Here is a 26,123-nt window from a genome sequence, read left to right on the forward strand (position 1 = left end):
GCAGCACACTTCAAACCATTTTTCTGATAAATCAATCGACTAGCCTCCCTGTAGCAAGCTTTGACAGCAGCCTCCGCTTAAGATCCTACGAATGTATACTCCCTACCAGCCGCTGCGTGAGCTGTATGAACTTCCGGGCGGCATCATCATGACCGCGGGTGGTGTCGTGTTCTCTATCGTCGACGTGGTGCCCTTCTTTGGCATGCTGCCGGATGTGATGACCAAGGATCTGCTGGCCAACGGGGTCGCGGGCATCAACCCCTTCATGAACATCGAAAGTCATGCCCGGAGCGAGAAACAAATACTGGGCATCCCCGAGCGCGAGGTCATCGATCAAAAAATCGAGAAAAGCGAGTCGCCACTGCGGCAGTTCAAATTGACGGCCGCCCTTGATGCCAGCATTGCCTCCCTGGAAACGGATGAACGCGGCTTGCTGCCGGTGGACCTGCTGTCTTTGATGGACGGCAATACGGCGCCGTCCATGCTGAGGCTGAGTGCAGCCAATGCCAGCGGAGAGCAGGTAAACCATGAATTCGTGCTGACCCGTCAGTTATCCGTACGCCTGCTGCGGGCCAAACAGCTGATCGACAAATACGAACAGATTGACGGCGACAAGCTGGCATTGCCGGAGGCCATTGCAGATCTGAATACCCTGAGTCGCTGGGGCTTTGAACATGCGGTTCGCGCTCTGGAGCAGCAAATCCGCACACAGCTCGATCACGAGCGTCGTATCGTTTTCGAACGCCAGCTTGCCCAATCCCTGGCCGGATAAATGTAAAACCAGGGCAGGATGTCATCGAACTTACTGCCCTCTTGTTCCGGCCGCACCGGCATAGGCCCTATGTTCTCGCCGGTGCAACGGCACTGATGCCGTTTGTGGCATGTTTGTGGCGTAGGGCCGCCGTCCGATAACTGGACAAATTCGCCGCAGGCCGTAGAATTTGCGCTCCGTTTTACAGAGAGGCAACTCATGAGCACAGTGGTCAACCCGCAAACCTACCAGGCACAGTTGGATGAAAAGGCCGATCGGCTTCGGGAAACCTTCGCGCCCTTTTCCCCGCCGGCGCTGGACGTGTTTGCCTCCGAACCCGAACATTACCGGATGCGCGCCGAGTTTCGGGTCTGGCATCAGGACGACGATCTCTACTACATCATGTTCGATCAGGCCACTCGGGAAAAATACCGGGTCGATCAATTCCCCGCCGCCTCACGCCTGATCAACCAGGCCATGCCGCTGCTGCTGAGCGCGCTCAAACCGGATCCGGTACTGCGCCGCAAGCTGTTTCAGGTCGACTTTCTGTCGTCATTGAGCGGCGAGCTGGTGATCAGCCTGCTCTACCATCGCCAGCTGGACGATGCCTGGCACAATGCCGTGCAGAAGGTGCGGGCACAACTGCAACAAGAGGGCATTGCCGCCAGCATCATAGGCCGGGCCAAGAAACAGAAATGGGTGGTCGGCCAGGACTATGTGGTCGAGCGGCTGCAGGTACAGGATAAAGCGCTGGTCTATCAGCAGGTAGAAAACAGCTTTACCCAGCCCAACGGCCGCATGAACGAACAGATGCTGAGCTGGGCGCTGGATGCCACCCGGGGTGCCAGCGGTGATCTGCTGGAGCTGTATTGCGGCAACGGCAACTTCTCGCTGGCGCTGGCCGCCAACTTCCGCCGGGTGCTGGCCACCGAAATCGCCAGCTCGTCGGTCAAGTCGGCCCAGTACAACATTGCCGCCAACGGCATCGATAACGTGACCATACTGCGGATGTCGGCGGAAGAGTTCACCCAGGCCATGCGCGGAGTACGCGAGTTCCGCCGCCTGCAGGGCATCGATCTGGCCAGCTACGAGTGCAACACCATACTGGTGGATCCACCCCGGGCCGGCCTGGACGAAGAAACCGTCAAGCTGGTGCAGGAATACGATAATATCGTCTATATCTCCTGCAATCCGGACACATTGCGTCAGAATCTGGAAACCCTGTCGCAGACCCACGACATCAGCCGCTTCGCCCTGTTCGACCAATTCCCCTATACCCATCACATGGAAGCCGGGGTTTATCTGACCCGCAAGTGAGGGGTGAGGCAAGAACGAACTGTAAGCAGCACGGAACATCAAGGAGGACAAAGGGATCTGCTCAGCCGGCCATCACATGACAGGGATGTCATGTGCTGAGCGTCACATGGATGTGCTTGAGCGGGTCGGGTGAGCGGGCCCTTTGTCCGGGATAGATATCACGTTTCACGATCAAAAAGGGGAGCCTCGGCTCCCCTTTTTCATGTCATGCCTGGAGTCAATCCAGCATGTAGTTTTCCGGCAGCGCGATGCCGGCTACGCCGGATTCCACGGCGGCCACGGCCACAGCACGGGCTACGCGAGGCAGCAGGCGCGCATCCATCGGCTTGGGAATCACGTAGTCCTTGCCGAACTCCAGCGATTCCACGCCGGCGGCAACCAGCACTTCCTGCGGTACCGGCTCTTTGGCCAGACCACGGATAGCGTCGACGGCCGCCACTTTCATCTCGTCGTTGATGCAGGACGCGCGAACATCCAGGGCACCACGGAAGATGAAGGGGAAGCACAGCACGTTGTTCACCTGGTTCGGGTAGTCGGAACGACCGGTACCCATGATCAGATCCTGACGCACGGAATGAGCCAGCTCGGGCTTGATTTCCGGATCCGGGTTGGAGCAGGCAAAGATCACCGGCTTGTCAGCCATCAGTGCTACGGCTTCCGCCGGCAATACGTCGGGACCGGACACACCCACGAAAACGTCGGCGTCGGTGATCACGTCTTCCAGGGTGCGTTTGTCGGTGTTGTTGGCAAACAGCGCCTTGTACTCGTTCAAATCGTCACGACGAGTGTGGATCACACCGTTGCGGTCCAGCATGTAGATGTTTTCGCGCTGGGCACCACACTTGATCAGCAGCTCCATACAGGCCACGGCAGCGGCGCCGGCACCCATACAAACCACGCGGGCTTCGGCGATGTCTTTACCCTGTACTTCCAGGGCGTTGATCAGACCGGCGGAGGTCACGATAGCGGTACCATGCTGGTCATCGTGGAAAACCGGTACGTTACAGCGTTCGATCAGCGCCTTTTCGATTTCAAAACACTCGGGTGCCTTGATGTCTTCCAGGTTGATACCACCGAAGGTGTCGGCAATGGCGGCCACGGTCTGGATGAATTCTTCGGTGGTGCGGTGCTTGACTTCGATATCGATGGAGTCGAGGTTGGCGAACCGCTTGAACAGCAGCGCCTTGCCTTCCATTACCGGCTTGGCGGCCAGCGGGCCCAGGTTACCCAGACCAAGAATGGCGGTACCGTTGGTGATAACGGCAACCAGGTTGCCCTTGGCGGTATATTTGTAAGCGTTTTCGGGATCGGCGGCAATTTCGCGCACCGGCTCAGCCACACCCGGGCTGTAGGCCAAGGCGAGATCCTTGGCGGTTTCTGCCGGCTTACTGATTTCAACGGAGATCTTACCCGGCGTGGGCAAGGCATGATAATCGAGCGCTTGTTGTCGGAAGTCGGTCATTCTACGAGTACCCTGATGCAATTGTTGACATTTACAAGATTTAAATGTGAAAAAGTTTACCACAATGTTTATACAATGTGGCAGTAGTCAACTTGTTCGACATTACCCAAAAATTTATTGTTCTACCTGGTAAAACTGCCAGGGATGATTTATCCACACTATTTGTCGACCACGTTCTTGGCCACGTTGTCGACCACTGGGGCTGGCATGAACCCGACCGCGAATAAACAGCCGATCTCCCCGCCGTAGTCTTTTCAGGCTGTGGCGAGCCGTTGCCGGCAGGTGTTTGCCTGCCATCACGGTCAGTTGCCCCTCCAGCTCGATCTTCAGGCGACCCGAGCCCGCATAAGGTAAAACCACCCTGGCCTGCAACAGTTGCCAGCCACCGGAGGAAAAACGGGTCAGCGATGCCTGCCATACTCCCAGGCGTCGTTGCCGGGCTTGCTGTTCGGCCGCCAGCCAGCACCGCCAGTAATCATCATTGGGCGGGATCAGCAACAGGGGTCCCAGCCCCTGTGCGAGCATCCTGGTGACCAGCAAATTGCCGTCGGTCGTCAGTGGATGCGCCAGCCAGCGTCCATAATCATCACGCCTTTCAACACCAAAAACCAGTTTCAATCGACTCCCTTTCGGGATTTTATTCAACAGCCAGCGCCGTGCCGCTTCCGCACCGGATTCCGCCGGCAGCTTGCTGTGTTTATTGAATTCTGGCGTGTCGATACCGATAAAGCGGATTACTCTACCATCCTGCAATATGACAGTGTCACCATCTACAATATGCCGAACCGTTACGGTTTCGTCTGCCGGTGGTCTAGGGCATTCTGCCGCGACCGGCAGTGACCATAACCCCATGATCAACAGCCATTGCCATCGCTTCATTTCGTTGTCCTGGCGTAAAACCAGCCCTAACCATGGGAAACATCGACGTCATACACAAATTCCGGGCAATAAAAAAGGCGCCCCGAGGCGCCTTTTCTTGCGATGCAGTTCGCTTATTTGCTGCTGGACAGCGCGCCGAAGCGCTTGTTGAAACGGTCAACGCGGCCGCCGCTATCAACCATTTTCTGCTTACCGGTGTAGAAAGGGTGGCAAGCGGAGCAAACGTCCAGGTTCAGGCTTTTACTCATGGTAGAGCCGACTTTGATCTCGTTACCGCAAGAACATTTGGCAGTAATTTCGTTGTATTCCGGGTGAATACCTTGTTTCATGGACAACCTCTATCTGTAGGCCGTGTCGCTATCTGATCCTGTGCCAGACACCACACGAGTGATACACGTTTTGTGAAGGGTGCGAATAATATAGGATCGCCTATTTGCAGGCAAGGTCAAACGAGGGAAAAATCACCAATGTCAATACCGGCACAGTCTGGTTTGCTGCGGGTTACGCTGCCCGTTCCACTGCGGCGGGAGTTTGATTATCTCTGCCCCCTGCCCCTGCCCGTTCCCGGCTGCCGGGTATCGGTGCCCTTCGGTAACAGAACCATGACGGCGCTGGTCCTGTCTCATCCCGCCGAGTCGGACATGGATGCCGCCAAACTCAAGTTCGTTGGCGCCATACTGGATCCGGAGCCCATTCTGGCCGCGGCCGAACTCAGGCTACTGGCCTGGGCCACTCAATATTACCTGCACGCCCCCGGCGAGGTGTATTTTCAGGCGCTGCCCACCCTGTTACGCAAGGGCGAAGCCGCCGCCTACCGCAGCACGACTTACTGGCACCTGCTCGACGCCGAGGCCGGTGTCTCCGCCCAGGCCGTCAAGCAACAGCAGGCCCTGGCCCTGTTACGTCAGGGGCCCTTGACCGCCGGTGAGCTGGAAATCAGAGGCATCAGCGGCGCCATTCTGCAGGCGCTGGCTAAAAAGCAGCTGATCGAAAAAAGGGAGCAGCTGCCGGACACGCTCGACTGGCGCGCCACGGCCACCGAGGTGGCCGACGATGACAAGCCCCGCCTGACCACGGAGCAGGCGCTGGCGGTCAGCCTGATCCAGAGCGTCCGGGGCTTCAGCCCCTTTCTGCTGGAAGGCATCACCGGCTCCGGCAAGACAGAAGTCTACCTGCAAATCATGGAACCGGTACTGCAGGCGGGTAAACAGGTGCTGGTGCTGGTGCCGGAAATCGGCCTGACCCCCCAGACCATCTCTCGCTTTCAGCAGCGTTTCAAGGTGCCGATCAGCACCTTGCATTCGGGCATGAACGAGCGGGAGCGGCTCGATGCCTGGTTGTCGTGCCGGGACGGCAGCACCGCCATCGTCATCGGCACCCGCTCCGCCCTGCTCACGCCCTTTGCCCGGCTGGGGATGATAATCATCGACGAAGAGCACGACACCTCGTTCAAGCAGCAGGACGGCTTTCGGTACCATGCCCGGGATCTGGCGTTATTGCGTGCCCGTCAGCTCGAAATCCCCATCGTGCTGGGCTCGGCCACGCCCAGCTTCGAAAGCCTGCACAATGCGGCCGGCGGTAAATATCAGCTGCTGACCCTGAGCCAGCGACCCGGCACCGCCACCGTGGCCGAGCATCTGCTGCTGGACAGCAAGCATGTGCAGATGCACGCCGGACTCTCGCCCCAGCTGCTCCAGCTGCTCGAGCAGGAGCTGGCGAAGGGTAATCAGGTGATGCTGTTCCTGAACCGGCGCGGCTATGCGCCGGCGCTCTTGTGTCACGACTGTGGCTGGCTGGCCGATTGCGAACGTTGTGACGCCCACTATACCTGGCACCGGCATGCCTTCCGCCTGCACTGCCACCATTGCGATCATCAGCGGCCACTGCCGCCAACGTGCCCAAGCTGCGGCAGCCGGCAACTGGTGGGCACGGGGCTCGGCACCGAACAGGTAGAGCAGGCCCTGAGCGGACTCTTTCCTCAATACGGCATTATTCGCATCGACAGGGATAACACCCGGCGCAAGGGCAGCTTTCAGCAACATCTGGAAGGCATTCGCAGCGGCAAGTATCAGATTTTGATCGGCACCCAGATGCTGGCCAAGGGCCATCACTTTCCCGATGTCACCCTGGTGGCGATGCTGGATGCAGACGGCGCCCTTTTCGCCAGCGATTTCAGGGCCACTGAGCGCTTTGCCCAGCTGTATATCCAGGTGGCGGGCCGGGCCGGGCGAGCCAGCAAGCCGGGCCGGGTGGTACTGCAGACCCACCAGCCGGAACACGCCCTGCTGCAGGATCTGGCCAACCAGGGCTATCGTCACTTTGCCCACAGCGCCCTGCAGGAACGACAGGCCGCCGCCCTGCCCCCGTTCAGCTTTCAGGCGCTGTTTAGAGCCCAGGCGCCCCGGGCCGATCAGGTACAGGCCTTCTTGCAGCAACTGGTACAAGCGTTGCTGCCCGCCCTGCCATCCTCGGTGCTCTGTCTGGGGCCTCTCAGCGCCCAGATGGAGCGCAAGGCCGGTCAGTATCGCTACCAGCTTTTGCTGCAGGCCGGCAACCGCCGCGAGCTGGCGGCGGCCTGCCGGCTGGCGCTGGCGCTCATCGACACCCTGACCTCCGCCCGCAAGGTACGCTGGTCGCTGGATATCGATCCGGTGGAGCTCTGGTAGCTTCAGTGCCGCTGCTCCGGCTGCGACGGCGAGGTCAGTATCGACATCAGGAAGCCGAGGGCACGATGACAGCTGTCCGCCGCCATCAGCTTCAGGGCCTGTCGCCCTTGCAGTGGCAGCACTTCCAGCCAGCGCTGGGTTACCCAGGCGGCATCCCGCCAGCGGGGTGCCGGATACAGGTCGGCCAGTTCCGGATATTCGGCAAAGACTTCCTGCAATTTATCGGACAGCACCTGCTCGGTCGGCGACAGGGTACAGGGCTGCCAGTTATCGAGCAGTTCCACTTCGGCCCGCAACAGGCCATCTGCTTCCCGTTCCAGCTGGAGGATGCGAAAACGGTCCACCGCTTCCACCGTGATCCCCAGCAAGCCGCCTTCCAGGGTATAGAAGTCGGTGATGTTCACCCGGGTACCCAGCGTGAAGAGATCACTGTGGCTGGCCTCGTCCAGTTCGTCCAGTTCGTCCAGTTCGTCCAGCATACCGATACCAAAGCCGGTTCCGCTGCGGCTGGCCTCGCTCACCATTCTGATATAGCGGGGCTCGAAGATGCGCAATGGAACCTTGCCGCCGGGCATCAGATGAAGGGTAAGGGGTAATAGCGCCAGTTTCATGGCCAGACTCCTTCCTTTAAGATTAAGTAGCCATAGAGACCCTTTTTTATCCTTTCCACTTTCAATCCGTGCCCTCGCCTTGCCTTGGCGGTAGTTTTCTGCACCCGTTATGAGTAGAATTTCTTCCCCCGGGTTATCTCCAACCTTGTCTTAAATTTGGTGAACTGATAATGAAAGAACATATTCAAGCGCTGCTTGAGCAGACGGTCTCTCTCCTGCAACAGCAAGGCAAGCTGCCTGCCGAACTGGCGCCCCGCATCCAGGTAGACCGAACCAAAGACAAGGCTCACGGAGATCTGGCCACCAATCTGGCCTTGCTGCTGGCCAAGCCCGCCGGACAAAACCCCCGCGCCCTGGCCCAGATGCTGGTCGATAACCTGCCCGCTTCCGAGCTGGTGGCCAAAACCGAGCTGGCCGGCCCCGGCTTTATCAACTTCTTTCTCGACAGCGACTGGCTGGCGCGCCAGATAGACGCCATGGTCGCCGACGAGCGCGCCAATGTGCCTGTGGTGGAACAGCCGCAGACCGTAGTGGTGGATTACTCGGCCCCCAACGTGGCCAAGGAAATGCACGTGGGCCACCTGCGCTCCACCATTATCGGTGACGCCGTGGTGCGCACCCTGGAGTTTCTCGGCCACAAGGTGATCCGCGCCAACCATATCGGCGACTGGGGCACCCAGTTCGGCATGCTGATCGCCTACCTGGAAAAGCTGGAAAAAGAAAATCCGGACGTGCTGTCTTCCGGTCTGTCGGATCTGGAGCAGTTCTACCGCGAGTCCAAGCAGCAGTACGACGCGGATCCGGACTTTGCCGAGCGTGCCCGGGGTTATGTGGTGAAGTTGCAGGGCGGCGATGCCTATTGCCTGGCCATGTGGCAGAAGCTGGTCGACATTACCCTGCTGCATAACCAGCAGGTTTATGACCGGCTCAACGTGTCCCTGACCCCGGCCAACGTCATGGGCGAGAGCAGGTACAATTCCATGCTGGCCACCATAGTGGCCGATCTGCAGCAGCAAGGGCTGGCGGTGGAAGACGAAGGCGCCATCGTGGTCTATCTGGACGAGTACAAGAACAAGGACGGTGACCCCATGGGCGTCATCATCCGCAAGAAGGACGGCGGCTACCTCTACACCACCACCGACATCGCCTGTGCCAAGTACCGTTACGAGCAGCTGGGTGCCGACCGGGTGCTGTACTTCATCGACTCTCGCCAGCACCAGCACCTGATGCAGGCCTGGAGCATAGTGCGCAAGGCCGGCTACATTCCCGAGTCGGTCAGCCTGGAACACCACGCCTTCGGCATGATGCTGGGCAAGGACGGCCGCCCGTTCAAGACCCGCTCTGGCGGCACCATCAAGCTGGTGGACCTGCTCGAGGAAGCGGAAGAGCGCGCTGCCGCCCTGCTGGCCAAAAAGGATACCGGCCTCAGCGAAGCAGAAAAACGTCAGGTCGTCAGCCGGGTCGCCATGGGCGCGGTGAAGTACGCGGATCTGTCCAAGAGCCGCACCACGGATTACATCTTCGACTGGGACAACATGCTGTCGTTCGAGGGCAACACGGCCCCCTACCTGCAGTATGCCTATACCCGGGTGCAGTCCATCTTCCGCAAGGCCGGTGTTACCGCCGATGCCCTGCCAGGACAAATCAGCATACAGGCACCGGCCGAAGAGGCCCTGGCCCAGAAGCTGGTGCAGTTCAACGACACCGTGAAGTCGGTGGCCGACAAGGGTCTGCCGCATCTGATGTGTCTGTATCTGTACGAGCTGTCCGGCGCCTTCATGAGCTTCTATGAAGCCTGCCCCATCAACAAGGATGGCGTCGGCGCCGACGAGCGGGCCAGCCGTCTGCGCCTGTGTGCGGCCACCGCCAAGGTACTGAAGCAGGGGCTGTCGCTGCTCGGCATCGACACCATGGAGCGCATGTAAACCATGCCCAGGGACTACGTCCGGCGCAGCAAGCCCAAAAGCACGAGCAAAGGCAAGAGCAACAGCCGTCCCGCCCGGGGCGGCAGTCGCAGCCGCGCACCACAGCGACGTATTCCCTGGCTGGCCATCATACTGGCGCTGCTGCTGGCCGGTGCCCTCGGCTACCTGATTTCACTCGTCAAGGGATCTGCCGACCGCCGTCGTGCGGAGCCACCTGCTGCCATCACCCACACCCAGACAGCCCCCGCGCCGATCAATCCCATCGATCAGAAGCCGGTGGAAAAATGGCGCTACATAGAGCAGCTGGAAAACAAGGAAGTGGTGGTGAATGTGCCCGAGGCTGAAGCGTCCACCCAACCCTATCTGATGCAATGCGGTTCCTTCCGCTCCGCCGCCCAGGCCGAGCAGCTCAAGGCCCGCATCGCCTTTCAGGGGCTGGAAGCCCAGGTGCGTCGCAGCACCGGTAGCAAGGGTGTCTGGTATCGGGTTATTCTGGGTCCCTACGATAGCAAGCGGCGGGCGGAACGGGACAAGCACAAGCTGCTGCGGGCCAACGTCAACCATTGTGCAATCTGGTTCTGGGAGGGTTGATCTCTCCCCCTTCCGTCCCCATTTCTGTGTTCATGACATTTCTGCCAGCCAGGCTGGCTACACAGTCAAGTGAGGTTCACAGTGACAACAATCGTTTCAGTTCGCCGTAACGGCAAAGTGGTTATCGGCGGCGATGGCCAGGTTTCCCTGGGCAACACCGTCATGAAAGGCAATGCCCGCAAGGTACACCGCCTGTTCAACGGCAAGGTACTGGCCGGCTTTGCCGGTGGCACCGCCGACGCCTTTACCCTGCTGGAACGCTTTGAAGCCAAGCTGCAGGCGCACCAGGGCAACCTGGAGCGTGCCGCCGTGGCCCTGGCCAAAGACTGGCGTACCGACCGCAGCCTGCGCCGGCTCGAAGCCCTGCTGGCGGTCGCCGACGACAAGAACTCCTTTATCATCACCGGCAACGGCGACGTGGTTCAGCCCGAGCAGGATCTGATCGCCATCGGTTCCGGTGGCGCCTTTGCCCAGTCCGCCGCCCGCGCCCTGCTGGAAAACACCGAGCTGGAAGCCCAGGACATCGTCGAAAAGGCGCTGACCATCGCCGGCGACATCTGCGTCTTTACCAACGGTAACCAGACCATCGAAGAACTGGATTACCGTCTCTGAATTTGCTTTCGGGCAGGTGTCGAGCCTGTCCGCACCACAGGATTTGATTATGTCTGACATGACCCCAAGAGAGATAGTCCACGAGCTGGACCGCCACATCGTCGGCCAGTCTGCCGCCAAACGTGCCGTGGCCATCGCCCTGCGTAACCGCTGGCGCCGGATGCAGCTGACCCCCGAGCTGCGTCAGGAAGTCACCCCCAAAAACATTCTGATGATAGGCCCGACCGGGGTCGGCAAGACCGAAATCGCCCGTCGCCTGGCCAAGCTGGCCAACGCCCCCTTCATCAAGGTGGAAGCGACCAAGTTCACCGAAGTGGGCTACGTCGGCAAGGAAGTGGACACCATCATCCGCGATTTGACCGATATCGCCATGAAGATGACCCGCGAACAGCAGATGGAAAAATTCCGTCACCGTGCCGAGGAAGCGGCGGAAGAACGGGTGCTGGACGCCCTGCTGCCCAACCCGCGTAACACCTGGGGTGAAGAGGAAAAGGCCGACAACAGCAACAGCCGTCAGATTTTCCGCAAGAAGCTGCGCGAAGGCCAGCTCGACGACAAGGAAATCGAAATCAGTGTCTCGGCCCCGCAGATGGGCGTGGAGATAATGGCCCCTCCCGGCATGGAAGAAATGACCAATCAGTTGCAGGGTATGTTCCAGAACCTGTCCGGCAACACCAGCAAGCAGCGCAAGCTGAAGATCAAGGACGCCATCAAGCTGCTGGTCGAGGAAGAAGCCGCCAAGCTGCTGAACCCGGAAGAACTGAAAGAACAGGCCATTCATGCGGTGGAAAACCAGGGCATCGTCTTCATCGATGAATTCGACAAAATCTGCAAGCGCGGCGAAAGCGCGGGCCCCGATGTGTCTCGTGAAGGGGTACAGCGGGATCTGCTGCCGCTGATTGAAGGCAGTACCGTCAACACCAAGCACGGCATGGTGCGTACCGATCATATGCTGTTCATCGCCTCCGGCGCCTTCCAGGTGGCCAGGCCGTCGGATCTGATCCCCGAACTGCAGGGTCGCCTGCCCATCCGGGTCGAGCTGGACTCGCTGAATACCGATGACTTCGAGCGCATTCTCACCGAGCCCAACGCGTCGCTGACCGAGCAGTACAAGGCGCTGCTGGCCACCGAAAACGTGACCGTCGACTTCACCAAGGCCGGCATCCGCCGCCTGGCCGAAGCCGCCTGGCGCGTGAACGAGACCACCGAAAATATCGGTGCTCGCCGGCTGCATACCATCATGGAGCGACTGCTGGACGAGCTGTCCTTTGAAGCGTCCGACAAGTCCGGTGACTCCATTCTGGTGGACGAAGACTATGTGGATCGTTACCTCAAGAATCTGGTCGAAGACGAAGATCTGAGCCGCTACATCCTCTAACCCGCACCAGCAACGGGAGCGGTCACACAATTGTGATTGAAAACCGCTCCCGCCCCTTTATACTGATGTCACCTTGTTTCCAGATGTGGCTGATTCCATGGAATACAATACTTCAGAACTGTGCGATACCTATATTGACATGGTGGACGTGGTCGAACCCATGTTCTCCAGTTTTGGCGGCCGTAATTCTTTCGGCGGTACCATTTCCACCATCAAGTGCTTCGAATCCAACGGCCTCATCATGGCGGCAGTCAAAGAAAACGGCGTAGGTCGGGTGTTACTGATCGACGGCGGCGGCTCACTGCGCCGGGCCCTGCTCGATGCCGACATCGCCGAAACCGCGGCGGAAAACGGCTGGGAAGGCATCGTCTGCTATGGTTCGGTCCGCGAAGTGGATGCGCTGGAAGATCTGGATATCGGCATTCAGGCACTGGCCTCCATTCCGGTCGGCGCCGATGACAGCGAGATCGGCGATCAGGAGATCCCGGTCAATTTCGGTGGTGTGACCTTCTTGCCGGCGGACCATCTTTACGCCGATACCACGGGTATTATCCTGTCTCCCGAGCCGCTGGATATCGAATAAAAGACAGCTGCAAGCTTAAGACACAAAGAGGCCAGCCCCTGGGCTGGCCTCTTTGTCGTTATCAGCCCTCGATGACGGCTGATAAAGATAACGCCGGCCATGCCGGCGTTATGGTTCAGGCGCTTTCTTCTACCTGATCGATTTTACCCAGCAACACCCGCAGGCGCTCTTGCCAGGTATCGTGCTGCTGCTTCAGCTGCTGGTTTTCTTCACCCAGCTGGCCGTTTTGCGCTTTCAGTTCATCAACTTCCATTTGCAGCAGGGAAATGGTGTCCACTGCCGCCTGGATTTTCGATTCCAGTTTTTCCAATACATCAAAAGACATGCACTCACCCCTAAATAACGGTTCTCCGGCCCGCAGGCCCCTCAGCGCTCGAGGATACCGCGGCCACTCCAAGACGACAAGCGGCCCCGCCATCTCGACCCCCTTTACGGTTAATTAATGTTGACTGCGTCAACAAAAGTCTCAGATATTCTGGCTCATATCCAGTGACGGCTTGTCGGAGCCCGGGCGGCCGACCACCCGGGCAGGCACGCCGGCCACTGTGGTGTGCGGTGGCACCGGCTCGAGGACCACACTGCCGGCGCCAATCTTGGCGCCTTTTCCCACTTCGATATTACCCAGGATCTTGGCGCCGGCGCCAATCATGACACCTTCCCGGATTTTGGGATGCCGATCGCCACCCGCCTTGCCGGTACCGCCCAGAGTGACGCTTTGCAGTATGGACACATCGTCTTCGATTACCGCGGTTTCACCGACTACTATGCCGGTGGCATGGTCGAACATGATGCCTTTGCCAATACGCGCCGCCGGATGCACATCCACTCCGAACACCACCGATATCTGGTTTTGCAGGTAGGTTGCCAGGGCACAACGGTTATGCCGCCACAGCCAATTGGAAATCCGGTAGCCCTGCAGCGCATGAAAGCCCTTCAGATAGAGCAGCGGGGTGGAAAACAGATCCACCGCCGGATCCCGTTCCTGTACCGCACAGATGTCCGTGGCGGCCATATCCAGAATGGCCGGTTCGGCATCCAGCACCGTTTCGATCACTTCCCTCAGGCTGATCGCCGGCATCACCGAACTTTCCAGCTTGTTGGCCAGAATAAAGCTCAGGGCACACTTCAGCGTATCGTGGTTAAGGATGGTCGAATAATAAAAACTGCCGAGCATCGGCTCTTCTGCAATCATCCGTTGGGCTTCTTCGCGGATGCGCAACCAGGTGCTGGATTGAATGCCGTCTTCCATGGGTTAAACCTTGTCTTCTATGAATTTATGTTCGCTCATATCCTGAGAATGGGCTTCTCGAGGCAGGACCGAGATGGGGTCCATATGAATAATAACGTCGGTATCGGGGAACAAGTCGTGCAGTTCCCGCTCTGCCTGGTCCGCGATACGGTGGGCACGAATCAGGGGCAGCTTGTCGTCCAGCTCCAGGTGCAGCTGGATAAACCGGGTCTGACCCGATTGCCGGGTACGCAGTTCATGCAGCCCGTGCACCCCCTCTACCGCCAGGCAGGTGTCAATAATGCGCTTTTGCTCCGCTTCCGGCAACTGCCGGTCGAGCAGCATCTGCACCGCGTCATACCCGATTTTCAGTGCGCCCTTGAGAATGAAAGCCCCGATCAGCACCGCAAACACCGCATCGGCCCAGTGCCAGCCAAACCAGGCCAGCGCTATCGCCAGCAGCACCCCGACGTTGAGCAGAATATCCGAGCGATAGTGCAGCTGATCGGCGCGAATCGCCACCGAATCGGTTCGCTTGATGACATAGCTCTGAAACATCACCAGCCCTATGGTCAAGGCCAGCGAAAACAGCATCACCCAGATCCCCAGTGCCGCATGGGTGACTTCCTGCTGGTTAAACAGGCGGGAGATGCCATTGATAATCAGGAAAATGGCCGAGCCGCTGATAAAGGCGGACTGGGCCAGCCCGGCCAGTGATTCCGCCTTGCCGTGACCGAAACGATGATCCTTGTCCGCCGGCACCAGCGCATAGCGAATCGCCATCAGGTTGATAAGCGAGGCGCTGATATCAAGCAGCGAGTCGGTCAGCGAGGCCAGCATGCTGGCCGAACCGGTATAAAACCAGGCCAGCAATTTGGCCAGGATCATCAGCCCCGCCACCAGGGTGGCAGCCACCGCCGCCGTGGTGACCAGTCGGGAATAGGAAGTGGGTTCTTTCATGCGTCAGCCGCCAAGGGAAGTTTGTTGCAGTATACCCTCGTCCGCCACCCGGGTGACACCGAGGGTGTGTCATCCGGGTTATTTCGCCCCGGAAAAGTCGTGTTGCCGCCACGCCTCGTAGCTGATGATGGCCACCGCATTGGACAGATTCAGGCTGCGGCTGTCCGGCTGCATCGGAATGCGAATGCGCAGCTCCGGTACCACCGACGCCAGTACCTGGTCCGGCAGGCCCCGGGTTTCGGGCCCGAACAACAGCACATCGCCGGCCTGATAGGCCGGCTCGTGATGGGGCCGGCTGCCCTTGGTGGTGCAGGCAAAAATCTGCTGCCCCGCCACCGCCTGCAAAAACGCCGGATAGTCCTTATGCACGCTGATACGGCCAAAATCCGCATAATCCAGCCCGGCCCGGCGCAGTTTCTTTTCTTCCAAATCGAAGCCGAGCGGCTCAATCAGATGCAGGTGGCAGCCGTTGTTGCGCGCCAGCCGCATGATATTGCCGGTATTGGGTGCTATTTCCGGCTCGTAAAGCGCAATATCAAACATCGTTGGTTTCTCTCATCACGTCGTCATAATCCATAAAACCCTGCCGGCGGTCCAGTCGCCACCAGGCCCAGCCCAGGGTCAGCCCCCGGGCCAGCATAAAACACAGCATGGCCAGCCAGAGACCATGATTGCCAAGCCCCTGCGCCAGCCACCACACCGGAAAAAATACCCCGGCGGTGGACAGCAGCATCATGTCGCGCATCTCTCGTCCCCGGGTGGTGCCGATAAAGATACCATCGAGAATAAAGCACCAACAGGCCGCCAGCGGCATCAGCACCAGCCAGGGCAGATACAGGGTTGCCTGGGCCCGCACGGCGGGAATATCGGTAATCAATCCAATCAGCTGCTCGCCCGCCAGGGCAAAGAACAGGGTGAACAACAGGGCCACCAGGCCGCCCCAGAACAGATTCAGGCCACAGGCCAGACGGAAGCCCCTTCTGTTACGCTCTCCCACCGCCTTGCCCACCATGGCCTCGACCGCATAGGCGAAGCCGTCCAGCCCGAAGGAAATGAACATCAGAAAGTTCATCAGCACCGCATTGGCGGCCAGCACCTCGTCGCCGAGGCGCGCGCCCTGAAAGGTCATGAAGGCGAAACACAGCTGCAGGCACAGGGCACGAATGAAAATATCCCGATTCAGCCCCAACAGCCGCTTGAAGGCCGCCAGATGCAGGGTTCGTTGCCAGAACCCCGCCGTCGGCATCAGGTCTCGCGCCTGCAGGGTTCGCCATACCAGCCAGGCGCCCAGCGCCATGGCCAGATAATCCGCCAATACCGAGGCCGCCGCCGCCCCCTTGACCTGCCAGCCCAGCCCCAGCACAAACCAGATATCGAGCAGAATATTGGCCCCGTTACCCAGGATCAACAGCAGCATGGGCGCCCGCGCATTCTGGTTGCCCAGCAGCCAGCCCAGCAGCACCAGGTTGGTCAGCGCCGCCGGCGCACTCCAGATCCGGACCATCACATAGTCACGGCCATAATGTTGTACCTCGTCGCTGCCGCCGACCAGCCAGAACGCCAGCTCCATCAGCGGCTGCTGCACCAGCAGTATCGCCAGCGCCAGCCCCCAGGCCAGCAGCAGGCCCCGTGCCAGCACCTGCAGCAAACGTTCGCGGTCTCCGGCTCCCACCGCCTGGGCCGCCAGGCCTGTGGTCGACATGCGCAGAAAACCCAGCAACCAGAAGATCAGGCTGATGATGGTGGCGCCCACCGCCACCCCGCCCAGGTAATAGGCATGTTCGAGATGACCGATGACGATGGTGTCCACCAGCCCCAGCAAGGGCACGGTAATATTGGACAGCACCATGGGCAGGGCCAGCGCAAACACCTGACGGTGACGAGCCCAGTCAAGAAAAGATGACCACATAAACAACTCTTGATGAGGGATGAGGGGTGAGGCGTGAAGGGCGAGGGGTAAAGTGTAAAGGGTGAGGTAAGAACCGCAATAACCCGGCGGCTCGGATGTATTGTCTCTCACACCTTACGCCTTTCCCCTCACGCTTTATTTTTTAATCGCCCCAGAGGGCCACGATGCGGGAGAAGTTGCTCACCAGCTCGGGGCCGTTGACCAGTGGCATCGGGTTCTGTTCGTCGAAGCCGGGCCGAAAGGAGGCATGCAGCTGCCCCTTGGGATTGACCAGGGCGATGGAGGCGGAATGATCGACCAGATAATCGGCCTGCTCCCGTTCGAAGATACCGTAAATCAGCCCCAGCTGCTGCACCGCCGGCGTCAGCCGTTCATGCTCGGCGGTCACCGCCACGAAGTCGGGGTTGAAATAGGCGGTATAGGCTTTCAGGCGTTCGGGGGTATCCCGGGCCGGATCCGCCGAAACAAACACCACCTGCGCCTTGTCGCTCAGTCGGGACAGCTCGGGGTAAATGCGTGCCAGATCCGACAGAGTGGTGGGGCAGATATCGGGGCAATAGGTGTAGCCGACAAACATCAGGCTCCAGCGCCCGAGCAGGTGCTGCTCGGTAAAGGGCTGGCCGTCGGCGTCCGTCAGGGTGAAAGGCGTCAGGGCTCGGGGCTCGGGGTAGACCACCACCGCCTCGGTCAGCTTGTTCTTGCTGTCCGCATACCAGGCAGCCCCACTCAGGGTACCGGCGATGATCAGCACCACCGCCGGTATCCATATCCATCTGCTCGTATTAACCATAATTTATCCAGTGATCCGCCAGTATAAGAACAAAAAGCCACATTAAATGACTGATTGAAAAGCGGAAACATTGTAATGCGGTTTGCGGCTCAGGTCTAAACTTCAACCGCCAGGCCCACTGAATAAAACGCAGATTGAGCAGGGTGGCTCCCGTCAGATAGAGGATGCCGGACATCCCCACTATCCAGGGCAAGAGACAAACCAGGGTCAGCAGCAGGGTGTAGAGCAGCACACAGGTCTTGCTGAACTCGATACCGTGGGTGACCGGCAGCATGGGTATTTCCGCCTTGGCGTAATCATCCCGCCGATGAATGGCCAGTGCCCAGAAATGAGGTGGGGTCCAGGCGAAGATGATCATCACCAGCAACAGCGCATGGCCGTGAAACTCGCCGGTCACCGCCGTCCAGCCCAGCAGCGGCGGCATGGCCCCGGCCAGACCGCCAATCACGATATTCTGCGGCGTGGCCCGCTTCAGCCACACCGTATACACCACCGCATAGCCCAGCAGCGAGGCCAGCGTGAGCCAGGCGGTGAGTTCATTGACCCAGAGTAGCAGTATGGCGAGGCCCGCCGCCGATAGCATAAAGGCAAAGGCCAGTGCCGGGCCGCCCTGTACCCGCCCCTGGGCCACGGGCCTGTGATAGGTACGGGCCATCTTGATATCGATGCGTCGGTCCAGCACATGGTTGATGGCCGCCGCTCCCCCGGCCATCAAACCGATACCCAGGGTGGCCGCCAGTACCCGCCACGGCGTCGGCAGGGTGTCGGTCAAAAACATGCCGACCACGGCCGTCAGCAGGATTAGGGCCACCACCTTGGGTTTGGTGAGGGCAAAATAATCCCGCCAGCTTGATGTCCAGCTTCCGGATAACAGCACACTTCCAGCCATATAGCCTCCATCGGGTCTTTCCCGTCAGTTTTCATTTGTTACGGCGACGAAGCCATGAACAGGCACCGGATTGGCTCTGGCTCGCCAGAGTCGTTCTCCGGTTCCCGTTAACACCAGCAACAAGATGGCGGCACCGGCATTGTGGGCCACTGCCACCGCCAGCGGCAGATGCAGCACCACATTGGCCACCCCCAGCGCCAGTTGCATCACCACTCCCAGCGCCAGCCAGGCGCCCCAATGACGCAGCGCCGGCTGCTGCCACAGACGCCAGGCCAATATCAATAACACACAAGCGGTAACCATGGCCCAGAGCCGGTGCGCCGCATGAATGGTGACTCTTTCATCCTGACTGAGTACCCCGTACTGGTAGTTTTCTGCCGGCACCCCGTGGGGATGAAAGGCGCTCCACTGCCACTGGCCTGGCCAGTCGCCCTGACACACCGGCAACTCGAGACAGGCCATGGCCGCATAGTTGGCCGCAGTCCAGCCGCCCAGCGCTATCTGCAGCAACAAGGCGCCCAGCGCCAGCACAAACCAGACTCCCAGGCCCCGTCCTCTATGGGTCTGCCCGGATGGGGTCTGCCGGGGTGGGGTCTGCCGAGTTGGGGTCTGCCGGGATGAGCTCTGCCGGGGTGGCCGGGTTTTACAGAGCAAGAGAAACAGCAACGCCAGTATGGTAAAGCCCCCCAGCAGGTGCCCCATCACCACAAAGGGCAGCAGATTGAGGGTCACCGTCAACATGCCGAGGGTCGCCTGACCGCACACCAGCGCCAGCAGCCCCCAGGCAAAGCCACGATAGGCGCTTTGCGACGAACGCAACGACCAGAGTGCCATCAGCAAAATAATGCAGCCCAAAGTGCCCGCCGCATAGCGATGCACCATCTCGTTGCGGGCCTTGCTCACCTCCAACGGAGTATCGGGAAAACGCAGTGCCGCCGTGGCATGATCCTGGGCCGAGCCTGGCACATAATTGAAACCATAACAGCCGGGCCAGTCGGGGCAGCCCAGACCCGCATCGGTCAGCCGGGTATAGGCGCCCAGCATCACCACCACCAGGGTCAGCCCGAAGGCAAAAAGACAGAGTCGGCGCATAGTCATCTCCTAGCCGGCCCGGGAAAATTTGAGCAGACGGCGCAAATCGCCGAGCAGTGCCTTGCCGGTCAGTCGATCGCCGACTTCATCTCCACTCAGCGGATAACGCATGATCAGCAGACCCGGCGGATCGGCAATATAGACAAAGCCCGTCTCCAATCCGGTACCGGCCGGCAGCCGCAGCACCGACACCCGGTTGCTGTCTCGCCCCAGGGCGAGGTCGATGTTATTCAGCAAGGGCTCTGCCAGCGCACAGGACTCGCATTCCGGGGTGACCGGCAACACCAGCCGCCACTGGCTATCCTCGGCGATACGCCCCTGCACCCATTCACCGTGGCCATTCACCCCGGGAGTAAACCAGCCCTGTGACAGGGTCAGCCAGGCCAGGGCCACCGGCAGCAGAAAGACACTCAGCAAGGCCAGTATCGTTTTATGGGTTTTACGGTTTTTATGCTTCATCATCTTGCCTCCGATACCACCATGCTGCGGCCCCCCAGATTGCCAGCGTCATGGCAAACCACTGCACCGCATAACCGATATGCCGCTCCGGCCCCATCACCACCGGCTGCCAGTCATCTTTTTCAACACCCAGTTTCAGCACGAAGGGCAGTACTTGTTGTCCCCAGATTTGCGCCAGCTGTTCCGTCTCCAGACTGGAGACAAGGGGGTGGCCGGGGTCGAACCGAACTTCGCCTAAGGCAAGGGGGGGGATAGAGGGGCGAACCAGGTTACCAGATAGCTGCACCGGCTCATTTTGCGGCAGTATCGGTGGCAGCTTGCGCCGATCCGGATCGGCCGGCCACCAGCCTGTATCCACCACCAGCAGACCATATCGGGTTTGCAATGGCCGTATCAGTCGATAGCCCGCCCGGCCCGACGCTATCTGGTTATCGAGAAAGAGAGCGCCACCGTTAAGATAAACACCGCTCACCTCCAGCCGGTAGCCATAGGGGATTTGCATGCTTAGGGCTTCATTCAGCGACAGACCGATATCGCGACGTTGCTGCCATTCCTGCAGCAGCAATCGTTTCTCGTCGGCCCGCGACAGCTGCCACACCCCCATGGTGATCATCAACAGACTCATCACCCCGGTCAGTGCCAGCAAACCGCCTCTTTTTCCTATACTCAACATCCAGTCTCTCCAGGAACGCATCCATGCTGCTCAAGCTACTGATTGTATTGCTACTGCTGTGTATGATCGGCAACCTGCTGCTGAGCCTGAAGGCCATGCTCTCTCAGCGGGATCCGGTGCTGATGAGTCGTTATATCGGCCGCCGTCTGTTATTCGCCGTGATCATAATGCTACTGCTGATAGTCGCGCTGGCTACCGGCCTGCTGGTGCCCAACGCCACCCCATAACAAGCCTCTATTGGAGCCCTTATAGAATATAGACAAAGACGAACAGACAGAGCCAGACCACATCGACAAAGTGCCAGTACCAGCTGCTGGCCTGAAAGCCGAAATGCTGGGCCGGGGTAAAGTGCCCCTTGCGCACCCGCAACCACATGATGAACAGCATCAGGGTACCCAGGGTGACGTGGGCACCATGAAAGCCGGTGAGCAGGAAGAAGGTATTGCCGTAGATACCCGAGTCCAGCCGCAGCCCCAGTTCCTCATAGGCATGCACGTACTCCCACACCTGCAGTGTCAGAAAGGTCAGGCCCAGCAACACGGTAAGGCCCAGCCATTGCTTGATGCGGGCGCGTCGCTCCTGCAACAGGGCCAGATGAGCCAGGTGCGCGGTAACCGACGAGGTCAGCAGAATAACGGTGTTGATCAGCGGCAGGCCAAACCAGCCCATGGCGGTGGTTTCGATGCCGCCCGGGGTCTGCAACAAGGGCCAGCTGGCAGTAAAGTCGGGCCACAAGACGGCATTGGTCATGGCGTTGTTGCCGGCGCCGCCCAGCCAGGGCACCGACAGTATGCGAGCATAAAACAGGGCGCCGAAGAAGGCGCCGAAGAACATCACCTCGGAAAAGATGAACCAGCTCATGCCCTGACGAAAGGATCTGTCCATCTGGTCGCTGTAGAGTCCGGCGTGAGACTCGTCAATCACGTTGCCGAACCAGCCGAACAACATCACCGTCATCACCAGGGTACCGGCGGTAAAGACCAGAGGACCCGTGATGCCGGCAATGCCTGCGGACCAGAGGCCGGCGCCCGACGCCAGCAGAAACAGTCCCAGGGCGCCAACTATCGGCCAGGGACTCTGGGCCGGTACATAATATTGCTCAGTCTTGACCGCCATGCTTGCCTCCTTGAGCTCAGCTGCGCGTGGCAAGCTGCTCGCTGATGTCGTACAGGGTGTAGGACAGGGTGAATACCTCTATGTCGGTCGGCAGCGCCTGATCCACATAGAAACGCATCGGCATCACCGCCTCCTCCCCCGCCGCTATGGGTTGCTCCTGAAAACAGAAGCATTCGGTTTTGCGCAGGTAGCCTGCCGCCAGCCCCGGCGATACCGAGGGAATGGCCCTCAGTACCCGGGCGTCTGCTCCGGGATTATTGACGGTAAAGTCCACCTGATGCATCTCGCCCGGTCTCACCTGCAAGCGGCGCACCGAAGGTGTGAAGTCTCCCCGCAGCCCACTGCTCTGATAGGTGACGAACTCCACCGTCACCCATCGCTGTTCGTCTACCACGCGGGATTCGGCCACCGCACGGGTGGCGGTTTTACCATTCAGCCCCGTGATATCGCAGAAGACGTCATACAGCGGCACCAGTACAAAACCGAAGCCGAACATGGTCACCGCCAGCAGGCCGAGTCGAACCGCTATCCTGTTACCGTGAGCCATTGCCTGTTACCTCCGGAGGTGTGCTGAAAGTGTGGTAGGGTGCCGGTGACGGCACCGTCCACTCCAGCCCGTGCGCTCCCTCCCAGGGGCTCACCGGGGCTTTTTCTCCGCCACGGATACACTTGATCAGCACCACCACGAAAATAAGCTGGGACAGGCCGAAGGCGAAGCCGCCGATGCTGACCAGGGCGTTGATGTCGGCGAACTGCAGCGAATAGTCGGGAATACGCCGGGGCATGCCGCCGAGGCCGAGAAAATGCATGGGAAAGAACAGCACATTGACCGATATCACCGAACACCAGAAGTGCCACTTGGCCAGCCCTTCATCGAACATATGGCCGGTCCACTTCGGCAGCCAGTAGTACACCGCCGCCAGCACCGAAAAGATGGCGCCGGTGACCAGCACATAATGGAAGTGGGCCACCACGAAATAGGTGTCGTGATACTGGAAGTCGGCCGGCGTAATGGCCAGCATCAGGCCGCTGAAGCCGCCTATGGTAAACAGCACGATAAAGGCGATGGCAAACAACATGGGCACTTCGAAACTGAGCGAGCCCCGCCACATGGTGGCCACCCAGTTGAACACCTTGACCCCGGTGGGTACCGAAATCAGCATGGTGCAATACATGAAGAACAGCTCGGCCGCCACCGGCATGCCCACGGTAAACATGTGGTGTGCCCATACCAGAAAGCTCAGGCCCGCGATGGAGGCGGTGGCGTACACCATGGAGGCATAGCCGAACAGCGGTTTACGACTGAAGGTGGGGATGATGGCGGAGATAATGCCGAAACTCGGCAGTATCATGATGTAAACCTCGGGATGCCCGAAAAACCAGAAAATATGCTGAAACAGCACGGGATCACCGCCACCGGCGGCCTCGAAGAAGCTGGTACCGAAGTACTTGTCGGTCAGCACCATGGTCACGGCCCCCGCCAGTACCGGCATGACCGCAATCAGCAGAAAGGCGGTGATCAGCCAGGTCCAGCAGAACAAGGGCAGCTTCATCCAGGTCATGCCCGGCGCCCGCAGGTTCCAGATGGTTACAATGACGTTGATGGCGCCCATGATGGAGCTGATACCCATGATATGAACGGCGAACACGAATAGGGCCGTGCTGTCCGGTGAATAGGTGGTGGACAGGGGCGCATAGAAGGTCCAGCCGAAGTTGGGGCCACCGCCGGGCATGAACAGCGAGCTCAGCATCAGCATAAAGGCGAAGGGCAGTATCCAGAAGCTCCAGTTGTTCATGCGCGGCAACGCCATGTCCGGCGCGCCTATCATCATGGGGATCATCCAGTTGGCCAGGCCGACAAAGGACGGCATCACTGCGCCGAAAATCATCACCAGACCGTGCATTGTGGTCATCTGGTTGAAGAAATTCGGTTCCACCAGCTGTAACCCCGGTTGAAACAGCTCGGCCCGGATCACCATGGCCATGCCGCCCCCCACAAAGAACATGGTCAGGCTGAACAGCAGGTACAGGGTTCCTATGTCTTTATGGTTGGTGGTGAACAGCCAGCGGCTGAAGCCTCTGGCCGGGCCATGATGCACCGCTTCGTGGCCCATATGTTCGTCGGCGGTGTCTGTTACGTTTAGCTGTGTCATCCCTGCCCCCTATTGTCCCTGCCTGGCCTGATCAATGTCGCCGGGTTGCACCAGATCTCCGCTGTCATTCCCCCAGGCATTGCGTTCATAGGTGATCACCGCGGCCAGCTCTTTCAGCGCCAGCTGCTTGTCGAAACTCTGCATGGCGGTGCCGGCCTTGCCGTACAGCACGACATCGATGTGACCCGCCTTGTCATTGAGAATCAGCTCGCTGCCCTTGAGTGCCGGAAAGGCACCGGGTATCCCTTCGCCATTGGCCTGGTGACAGGCCGCGCAATGACGTTGATAAACCTGCTCACCCTGCTGCATCAGCTCGTCCATGGTCATTTCCATCGCCACCAGCGCCTGCTCGGCGGCCTTTGCCTCGGCCTGCTTCGCCCGGGTCTGGGCCAGCCAGCCGTCGAATTCCTCGGGGGATCGGGCATCCACCACTATCGGCATGAAACCGTGATCCTTGCCGCACAGCTCGGCGCACTGGCCCCGATACAGACCCGACTCGTTGATGCGGGTCCAGGCCTCGTTGATGAAACCGGGAATCGCGTCTTTTTTCACCGCAAAGGCCGGCACCCACCAGGAGTGGATGACGTCATCGGAGGTGATCAGAAAACGGATTTTGCGGTCGGTAGGCAACACCAGTGGCTGGTCGACTTCGAGCAGATAGTTTTTCCCCTTGGCCACCCGACCTTCGATTTGCTGAGGCAGGGTGGCCAGCAGGCTGTAGAACTCGACCCCCTCGTCGAAATAGCGATAGTGCCATTTCCACTGGGAGCCGGTGACCTGCACGGTGAGATCGGATTGAGAAGCATCTTCCATTGCCACCAGGGTGCGGGTGGCAGGTACCGCCATGGCAATCAGGATCACGAAGGGGATCAGGGTCCAGAGGATCTCGACCCTGGTGCTTTCATGAAATTGCGCCGCCCGGGCGCCCTTGGATTTTCGATGATGGATAATGGCCCAGAACATGACCCCGAATACCAGCACGCCAATAACGGCGCAGATGATCAGTATGGTCATATGCAGGCCATACACCTTCTGGCTGATATCGGTGACCCCTTCGGTCATATTCAAACGAGCTTGCGCCCGCACCGGCCATGTTGCCAGCAGGGACAACAGCAGAATAATCGGCTTCACATGCACCCCCAAAAGTTTCTTCCTGTATTTTTGGTGTACTCATATAACGAGTCAGTGCCTGTCGGGCTACCACATCCCTCGGCCCGGCACTCACTAAGTAAAGCACTGATAATGAAAAAGTAAAAAATTGAAGTAAAAAAGGAAGTTAGCGGGAGAAGGCGGATGAATAAAGCGGCGACCCCGGAGCAGCAGGGCGGACACAGGGATTGAGATGCTGGTTGAAGATAAGGGTGGTTTCAGGGGGGTGGCATAAGAGGAAGACGGGGCAGAGGAAGCACCCCGGCGTGCGCTGTTCAGTACAAGGGGAAATCAGAAGTCGGAGTTGCGGATCACGCCGACGGCGAGGCCTTCTATGATCAGCTCCTGACTGCGCAGGTCCACTTCTATGGGAGAAAGTTCCTCGTTTTCGGGTAACAGGCTGACCTTGCTGCCCTGACGCTGGAAGCGCTTGACCGTCACTTCGTCGTCCAGCCGGGCCACCACCACCTGGCCGTTGCGGACTTCCCGAGTCTTGTGTACCGCCAGCAGATCACCGTCCATGATGCCGATGTTCTTCATGCTCATGCCCTTTACCCGCAGCAGAAAGTCGGCCGAAGGATGAAACAGGGACGGATCCAGCTTGTAATGGCTCTCGATATGTTGCTGGGCCAGGATGGGCTCACCGGCGGCGACCCGCCCGATCAAGGGCAGCCCCGGCGCCTCCTCTTCTTCTTCGGTCAGGCGAATACCGCGAGAGGTGCCGGGCATCATGGTGATGACGCCCTTCTTGGCCAGTGCCTTGAGATGCTCTTCGGCGGCATTGGCAGATTTAAAGCCCAGCGTCCGGGCAATTTCGGCACGGGTCGGCGGCATCCCGGTCTGCTGAATATGCTCTTTGATGATCTCCAGTACCTGAGACTGGCGAGGCGTAAGGGCTTTCATAATGGGCCTGTTTTTTTATACAGTTAA

General features: G+C 59.4%; 28 protein-coding genes. 9 read left to right on the plus strand and 19 right to left on the minus strand.

The features are described 5' to 3' along the window. Window positions 1–91: 91 nt before the first annotated feature. Entirely contained in the window at window positions 92–772 is a 681-nt protein-coding gene (locus HNR62_RS10685; protein ID WP_204796083.1) for a hypothetical protein, read from the plus strand. A 198-nt stretch (window positions 773–970) separates the two neighbouring features. Continuing rightward, the gene (trmA, locus tag HNR62_RS10690) at window positions 971–2,068 is read left to right on the plus strand and encodes a tRNA (uridine(54)-C5)-methyltransferase TrmA (RefSeq protein ID WP_204796084.1); all 1,098 of its coding nucleotides are present in this window, start codon (window positions 971–973) and stop codon (window positions 2,066–2,068) included. 217 nt (window positions 2,069–2,285) lie between these two features. Here trmA and HNR62_RS10695 read toward each other — a convergent pair whose 3' ends face one another. The 3 genes from HNR62_RS10695 to rpmE all read right to left on the minus strand — a co-directional run bounded on the left by HNR62_RS10695 (window position 2,286) and on the right by rpmE (window position 4,738). Beyond that, the gene (locus HNR62_RS10695; protein ID WP_204796085.1) at window positions 2,286–3,530 is read right to left on the minus strand and encodes a malic enzyme-like NAD(P)-binding protein; all 1,245 of its coding nucleotides are present in this window, start codon (window positions 3,528–3,530) and stop codon (window positions 2,286–2,288) included. 114 nt (window positions 3,531–3,644) lie between these two features. After that, on the minus strand, window positions 3,645–4,409 hold the full coding sequence (locus HNR62_RS10700; protein ID WP_204796086.1) for a thermonuclease family protein: 765 nt from the start codon (window positions 4,407–4,409) through the stop codon (window positions 3,645–3,647). 113 nt (window positions 4,410–4,522) lie between these two features. Continuing rightward, complete coding sequence (gene rpmE / locus HNR62_RS10705; RefSeq protein WP_204796087.1) at window positions 4,523–4,738, minus strand: 50S ribosomal protein L31; 216 nt, start codon at window positions 4,736–4,738, stop codon at window positions 4,523–4,525. Between the two features lie 138 nt (window positions 4,739–4,876). On the opposite strand from rpmE, the gene priA reads away from it, so the two are divergent. Then, the gene (gene priA, locus HNR62_RS10710; RefSeq protein WP_204796088.1) at window positions 4,877–7,075 is read left to right on the plus strand and encodes a primosomal protein N'; all 2,199 of its coding nucleotides are present in this window, start codon (window positions 4,877–4,879) and stop codon (window positions 7,073–7,075) included. Window positions 7,076–7,077: 2 nt separating this feature from the next. Here the strand turns inward: priA and HNR62_RS10715 are convergent, their stop codons facing one another. Then, on the minus strand, window positions 7,078–7,686 hold the full coding sequence (locus HNR62_RS10715; protein WP_204796089.1) for an LON peptidase substrate-binding domain-containing protein: 609 nt from the start codon (window positions 7,684–7,686) through the stop codon (window positions 7,078–7,080). Window positions 7,687–7,856: 170 nt separating this feature from the next. On the opposite strand from HNR62_RS10715, the gene argS reads away from it, so the two are divergent. The 5 genes from argS (at window position 7,857) to rraA (ending at window position 12,775) form a co-directional block, all read left to right on the plus strand. Then, window positions 7,857–9,611 carry an arginine--tRNA ligase gene (argS, locus tag HNR62_RS10720; RefSeq protein WP_204796090.1) on the plus strand — a complete coding sequence of 585 codons (1,755 nt, stop codon included), beginning with the start codon at window positions 7,857–7,859 and terminating at the stop codon, window positions 9,609–9,611. 3 nt (window positions 9,612–9,614) lie between these two features. Then, a complete protein-coding gene (locus tag HNR62_RS10725) occupies window positions 9,615–10,202 on the plus strand; it encodes an SPOR domain-containing protein (protein ID WP_204796091.1) in 588 nt (195 codons plus the stop codon). Window positions 10,203–10,283: 81 nt separating this feature from the next. After that, window positions 10,284–10,814, plus strand: coding sequence for an ATP-dependent protease subunit HslV (gene hslV / locus HNR62_RS10730; protein WP_204796092.1), 531 nt, complete (start codon window positions 10,284–10,286; stop codon window positions 10,812–10,814). A 49-nt stretch (window positions 10,815–10,863) separates the two neighbouring features. After that, the gene (gene hslU, locus HNR62_RS10735; RefSeq protein ID WP_204796093.1) at window positions 10,864–12,192 is read left to right on the plus strand and encodes an HslU--HslV peptidase ATPase subunit; all 1,329 of its coding nucleotides are present in this window, start codon (window positions 10,864–10,866) and stop codon (window positions 12,190–12,192) included. A gap of 97 nt (window positions 12,193–12,289) precedes the next feature. Beyond that, window positions 12,290–12,775 (plus strand): ribonuclease E activity regulator RraA, encoded by a 486-nt coding sequence (gene rraA / locus HNR62_RS10740; protein WP_104487896.1) that lies wholly within the window; start codon window positions 12,290–12,292, stop codon window positions 12,773–12,775. Window positions 12,776–12,890: 115 nt separating this feature from the next. On the opposite strand, the gene HNR62_RS10745 is transcribed toward rraA, so the two are convergent. From HNR62_RS10745 to HNR62_RS10790, 10 genes are all read right to left on the minus strand, one after another. Further along, a complete protein-coding gene (locus tag HNR62_RS10745; RefSeq protein WP_204796094.1) occupies window positions 12,891–13,100 on the minus strand; it encodes a cell division protein ZapB in 210 nt (69 codons plus the stop codon). 141 nt (window positions 13,101–13,241) lie between these two features. Next, window positions 13,242–14,024: a serine O-acetyltransferase gene (gene cysE, locus HNR62_RS10750; RefSeq protein WP_204796095.1), complete on the minus strand. Its 783-nt coding sequence runs from the start codon at window positions 14,022–14,024 to the stop codon at window positions 13,242–13,244. Window positions 14,025–14,027: 3 nt separating this feature from the next. Next, complete coding sequence (gene fieF / locus HNR62_RS10755; RefSeq protein ID WP_204796096.1) at window positions 14,028–14,963, minus strand: cation efflux pump FieF; 936 nt, start codon at window positions 14,961–14,963, stop codon at window positions 14,028–14,030. A gap of 78 nt (window positions 14,964–15,041) precedes the next feature. Further along, window positions 15,042–15,506 (minus strand): tRNA (cytidine(34)-2'-O)-methyltransferase, encoded by a 465-nt coding sequence (locus HNR62_RS10760; protein ID WP_204796097.1) that lies wholly within the window; start codon window positions 15,504–15,506, stop codon window positions 15,042–15,044. After that, a complete protein-coding gene (dinF, locus tag HNR62_RS10765; protein ID WP_204796098.1) occupies window positions 15,499–16,872 on the minus strand; it encodes an MATE family efflux transporter DinF in 1,374 nt (457 codons plus the stop codon). The genes HNR62_RS10760 and dinF overlap by 8 nt, the downstream gene beginning before the upstream one ends. Window positions 16,873–17,014: 142 nt before the next feature. Continuing rightward, window positions 17,015–17,662, minus strand: a complete 648-nt coding sequence (locus tag HNR62_RS10770; protein ID WP_204796099.1) for an SCO family protein — start codon at window positions 17,660–17,662, stop codon at window positions 17,015–17,017. Beyond that, a complete protein-coding gene (gene cyoE / locus HNR62_RS10775; protein ID WP_204796100.1) occupies window positions 17,655–18,551 on the minus strand; it encodes a heme o synthase in 897 nt (298 codons plus the stop codon). Before cyoE ends, HNR62_RS10770 begins: the two co-directional genes overlap by 8 nt. 24 nt (window positions 18,552–18,575) lie before the next feature. Continuing rightward, window positions 18,576–19,643, minus strand: coding sequence for a COX15/CtaA family protein (locus HNR62_RS10780; RefSeq protein WP_204796101.1), 1,068 nt, complete (start codon window positions 19,641–19,643; stop codon window positions 18,576–18,578). A 9-nt stretch (window positions 19,644–19,652) separates the two neighbouring features. After that, the gene (locus HNR62_RS10785) at window positions 19,653–20,105 is read right to left on the minus strand and encodes a hypothetical protein (RefSeq protein ID WP_239552748.1); all 453 of its coding nucleotides are present in this window, start codon (window positions 20,103–20,105) and stop codon (window positions 19,653–19,655) included. Next, on the minus strand, window positions 20,092–20,775 hold the full coding sequence (locus tag HNR62_RS10790) for an SURF1 family protein (protein WP_239552749.1): 684 nt from the start codon (window positions 20,773–20,775) through the stop codon (window positions 20,092–20,094). Before HNR62_RS10790 ends, HNR62_RS10785 begins: the two co-directional genes overlap by 14 nt. Window positions 20,776–20,798: 23 nt before the next feature. Here HNR62_RS10790 and HNR62_RS10795 point away from each other — a divergent pair, with 23 nt between their 5' ends. After that, window positions 20,799–21,002: a DUF2909 family protein gene (locus HNR62_RS10795; protein ID WP_204796102.1), complete on the plus strand. Its 204-nt coding sequence runs from the start codon at window positions 20,799–20,801 to the stop codon at window positions 21,000–21,002. Window positions 21,003–21,021: 19 nt separating this feature from the next. Here HNR62_RS10795 and HNR62_RS10800 read toward each other — a convergent pair whose 3' ends face one another. The 5 genes from HNR62_RS10800 to lexA form a co-directional block, all read right to left on the minus strand. Next, window positions 21,022–21,891 carry a cytochrome c oxidase subunit 3 gene (locus tag HNR62_RS10800; protein ID WP_204796103.1) on the minus strand — a complete coding sequence of 290 codons (870 nt, stop codon included), beginning with the start codon at window positions 21,889–21,891 and terminating at the stop codon, window positions 21,022–21,024. Between the two features lie 16 nt (window positions 21,892–21,907). Then, window positions 21,908–22,438, minus strand: a complete 531-nt coding sequence (locus HNR62_RS10805; protein WP_204796104.1) for a cytochrome c oxidase assembly protein — start codon at window positions 22,436–22,438, stop codon at window positions 21,908–21,910. After that, entirely contained in the window at window positions 22,425–24,044 is a 1,620-nt protein-coding gene (gene ctaD / locus HNR62_RS10810; protein WP_204796105.1) for a cytochrome c oxidase subunit I, read from the minus strand. Before ctaD ends, HNR62_RS10805 begins: the two co-directional genes overlap by 14 nt. Before the next feature lie 9 nt (window positions 24,045–24,053). After that, window positions 24,054–25,175 (minus strand): cytochrome c oxidase subunit II, encoded by a 1,122-nt coding sequence (gene coxB / locus HNR62_RS10815; protein WP_338044102.1) that lies wholly within the window; start codon window positions 25,173–25,175, stop codon window positions 24,054–24,056. Window positions 25,176–25,484: 309 nt separating this feature from the next. Beyond that, window positions 25,485–26,096, minus strand: a complete 612-nt coding sequence (lexA, locus tag HNR62_RS10820) for a transcriptional repressor LexA (protein ID WP_204796107.1) — start codon at window positions 26,094–26,096, stop codon at window positions 25,485–25,487. Window positions 26,097–26,123: the final 27 nt, after the last annotated feature.

The organism is Oceanisphaera litoralis (assembly GCF_016907015.1).
Classification (GTDB): Bacteria; Pseudomonadota; Gammaproteobacteria; order Enterobacterales; family Aeromonadaceae; genus Oceanimonas; species Oceanimonas litoralis.

Coding starts and splice junctions, on each gene's coding strand:
- HNR62_RS10685 (WP_204796083.1), top strand. CDS start 92: ATGTATACTCCCTACCAGCCGCTGCGTGAGCTGTATGAACTTCCGGGC.
- trmA (WP_204796084.1), top strand. CDS start 971: ATGAGCACAGTGGTCAACCCGCAAACCTACCAGGCACAGTTGGATGAA.
- HNR62_RS10695 (WP_204796085.1), bottom strand. CDS start 3,530: ATGACCGACTTCCGACAACAAGCGCTCGATTATCATGCCTTGCCCACG.
- HNR62_RS10700 (WP_204796086.1), bottom strand. CDS start 4,409: ATGAAGCGATGGCAATGGCTGTTGATCATGGGGTTATGGTCACTGCCG.
- rpmE (WP_204796087.1), bottom strand. CDS start 4,738: ATGAAACAAGGTATTCACCCGGAATACAACGAAATTACTGCCAAATGT.
- priA (WP_204796088.1), top strand. CDS start 4,877: ATGTCAATACCGGCACAGTCTGGTTTGCTGCGGGTTACGCTGCCCGTT.
- HNR62_RS10715 (WP_204796089.1), bottom strand. CDS start 7,686: ATGAAACTGGCGCTATTACCCCTTACCCTTCATCTGATGCCCGGCGGC.
- argS (WP_204796090.1), top strand. CDS start 7,857: ATGAAAGAACATATTCAAGCGCTGCTTGAGCAGACGGTCTCTCTCCTG.
- HNR62_RS10725 (WP_204796091.1), top strand. CDS start 9,615: ATGCCCAGGGACTACGTCCGGCGCAGCAAGCCCAAAAGCACGAGCAAA.
- hslU (WP_204796093.1), top strand. CDS start 10,864: ATGTCTGACATGACCCCAAGAGAGATAGTCCACGAGCTGGACCGCCAC.
- rraA (WP_104487896.1), top strand. CDS start 12,290: ATGGAATACAATACTTCAGAACTGTGCGATACCTATATTGACATGGTG.
- HNR62_RS10745 (WP_204796094.1), bottom strand. CDS start 13,100: ATGTCTTTTGATGTATTGGAAAAACTGGAATCGAAAATCCAGGCGGCA.
- cysE (WP_204796095.1), bottom strand. CDS start 14,024: ATGGAAGACGGCATTCAATCCAGCACCTGGTTGCGCATCCGCGAAGAA.
- fieF (WP_204796096.1), bottom strand. CDS start 14,963: ATGAAAGAACCCACTTCCTATTCCCGACTGGTCACCACGGCGGCGGTG.
- HNR62_RS10760 (WP_204796097.1), bottom strand. CDS start 15,506: ATGTTTGATATTGCGCTTTACGAGCCGGAAATAGCACCCAATACCGGC.
- dinF (WP_204796098.1), bottom strand. CDS start 16,872: ATGTGGTCATCTTTTCTTGACTGGGCTCGTCACCGTCAGGTGTTTGCG.
- HNR62_RS10770 (WP_204796099.1), bottom strand. CDS start 17,662: ATGGTTAATACGAGCAGATGGATATGGATACCGGCGGTGGTGCTGATC.
- cyoE (WP_204796100.1), bottom strand. CDS start 18,551: ATGGCTGGAAGTGTGCTGTTATCCGGAAGCTGGACATCAAGCTGGCGG.
- HNR62_RS10780 (WP_204796101.1), bottom strand. CDS start 19,643: ATGCGCCGACTCTGTCTTTTTGCCTTCGGGCTGACCCTGGTGGTGGTG.
- HNR62_RS10785 (WP_239552748.1), bottom strand. CDS start 20,105: ATGATGAAGCATAAAAACCGTAAAACCCATAAAACGATACTGGCCTTG.
- HNR62_RS10790 (WP_239552749.1), bottom strand. CDS start 20,775: ATGTTGAGTATAGGAAAAAGAGGCGGTTTGCTGGCACTGACCGGGGTG.
- HNR62_RS10795 (WP_204796102.1), top strand. CDS start 20,799: ATGCTGCTCAAGCTACTGATTGTATTGCTACTGCTGTGTATGATCGGC.
- HNR62_RS10800 (WP_204796103.1), bottom strand. CDS start 21,891: ATGGCGGTCAAGACTGAGCAATATTATGTACCGGCCCAGAGTCCCTGG.
- HNR62_RS10805 (WP_204796104.1), bottom strand. CDS start 22,438: ATGGCTCACGGTAACAGGATAGCGGTTCGACTCGGCCTGCTGGCGGTG.
- ctaD (WP_204796105.1), bottom strand. CDS start 24,044: ATGACACAGCTAAACGTAACAGACACCGCCGACGAACATATGGGCCAC.
- lexA (WP_204796107.1), bottom strand. CDS start 26,096: ATGAAAGCCCTTACGCCTCGCCAGTCTCAGGTACTGGAGATCATCAAA.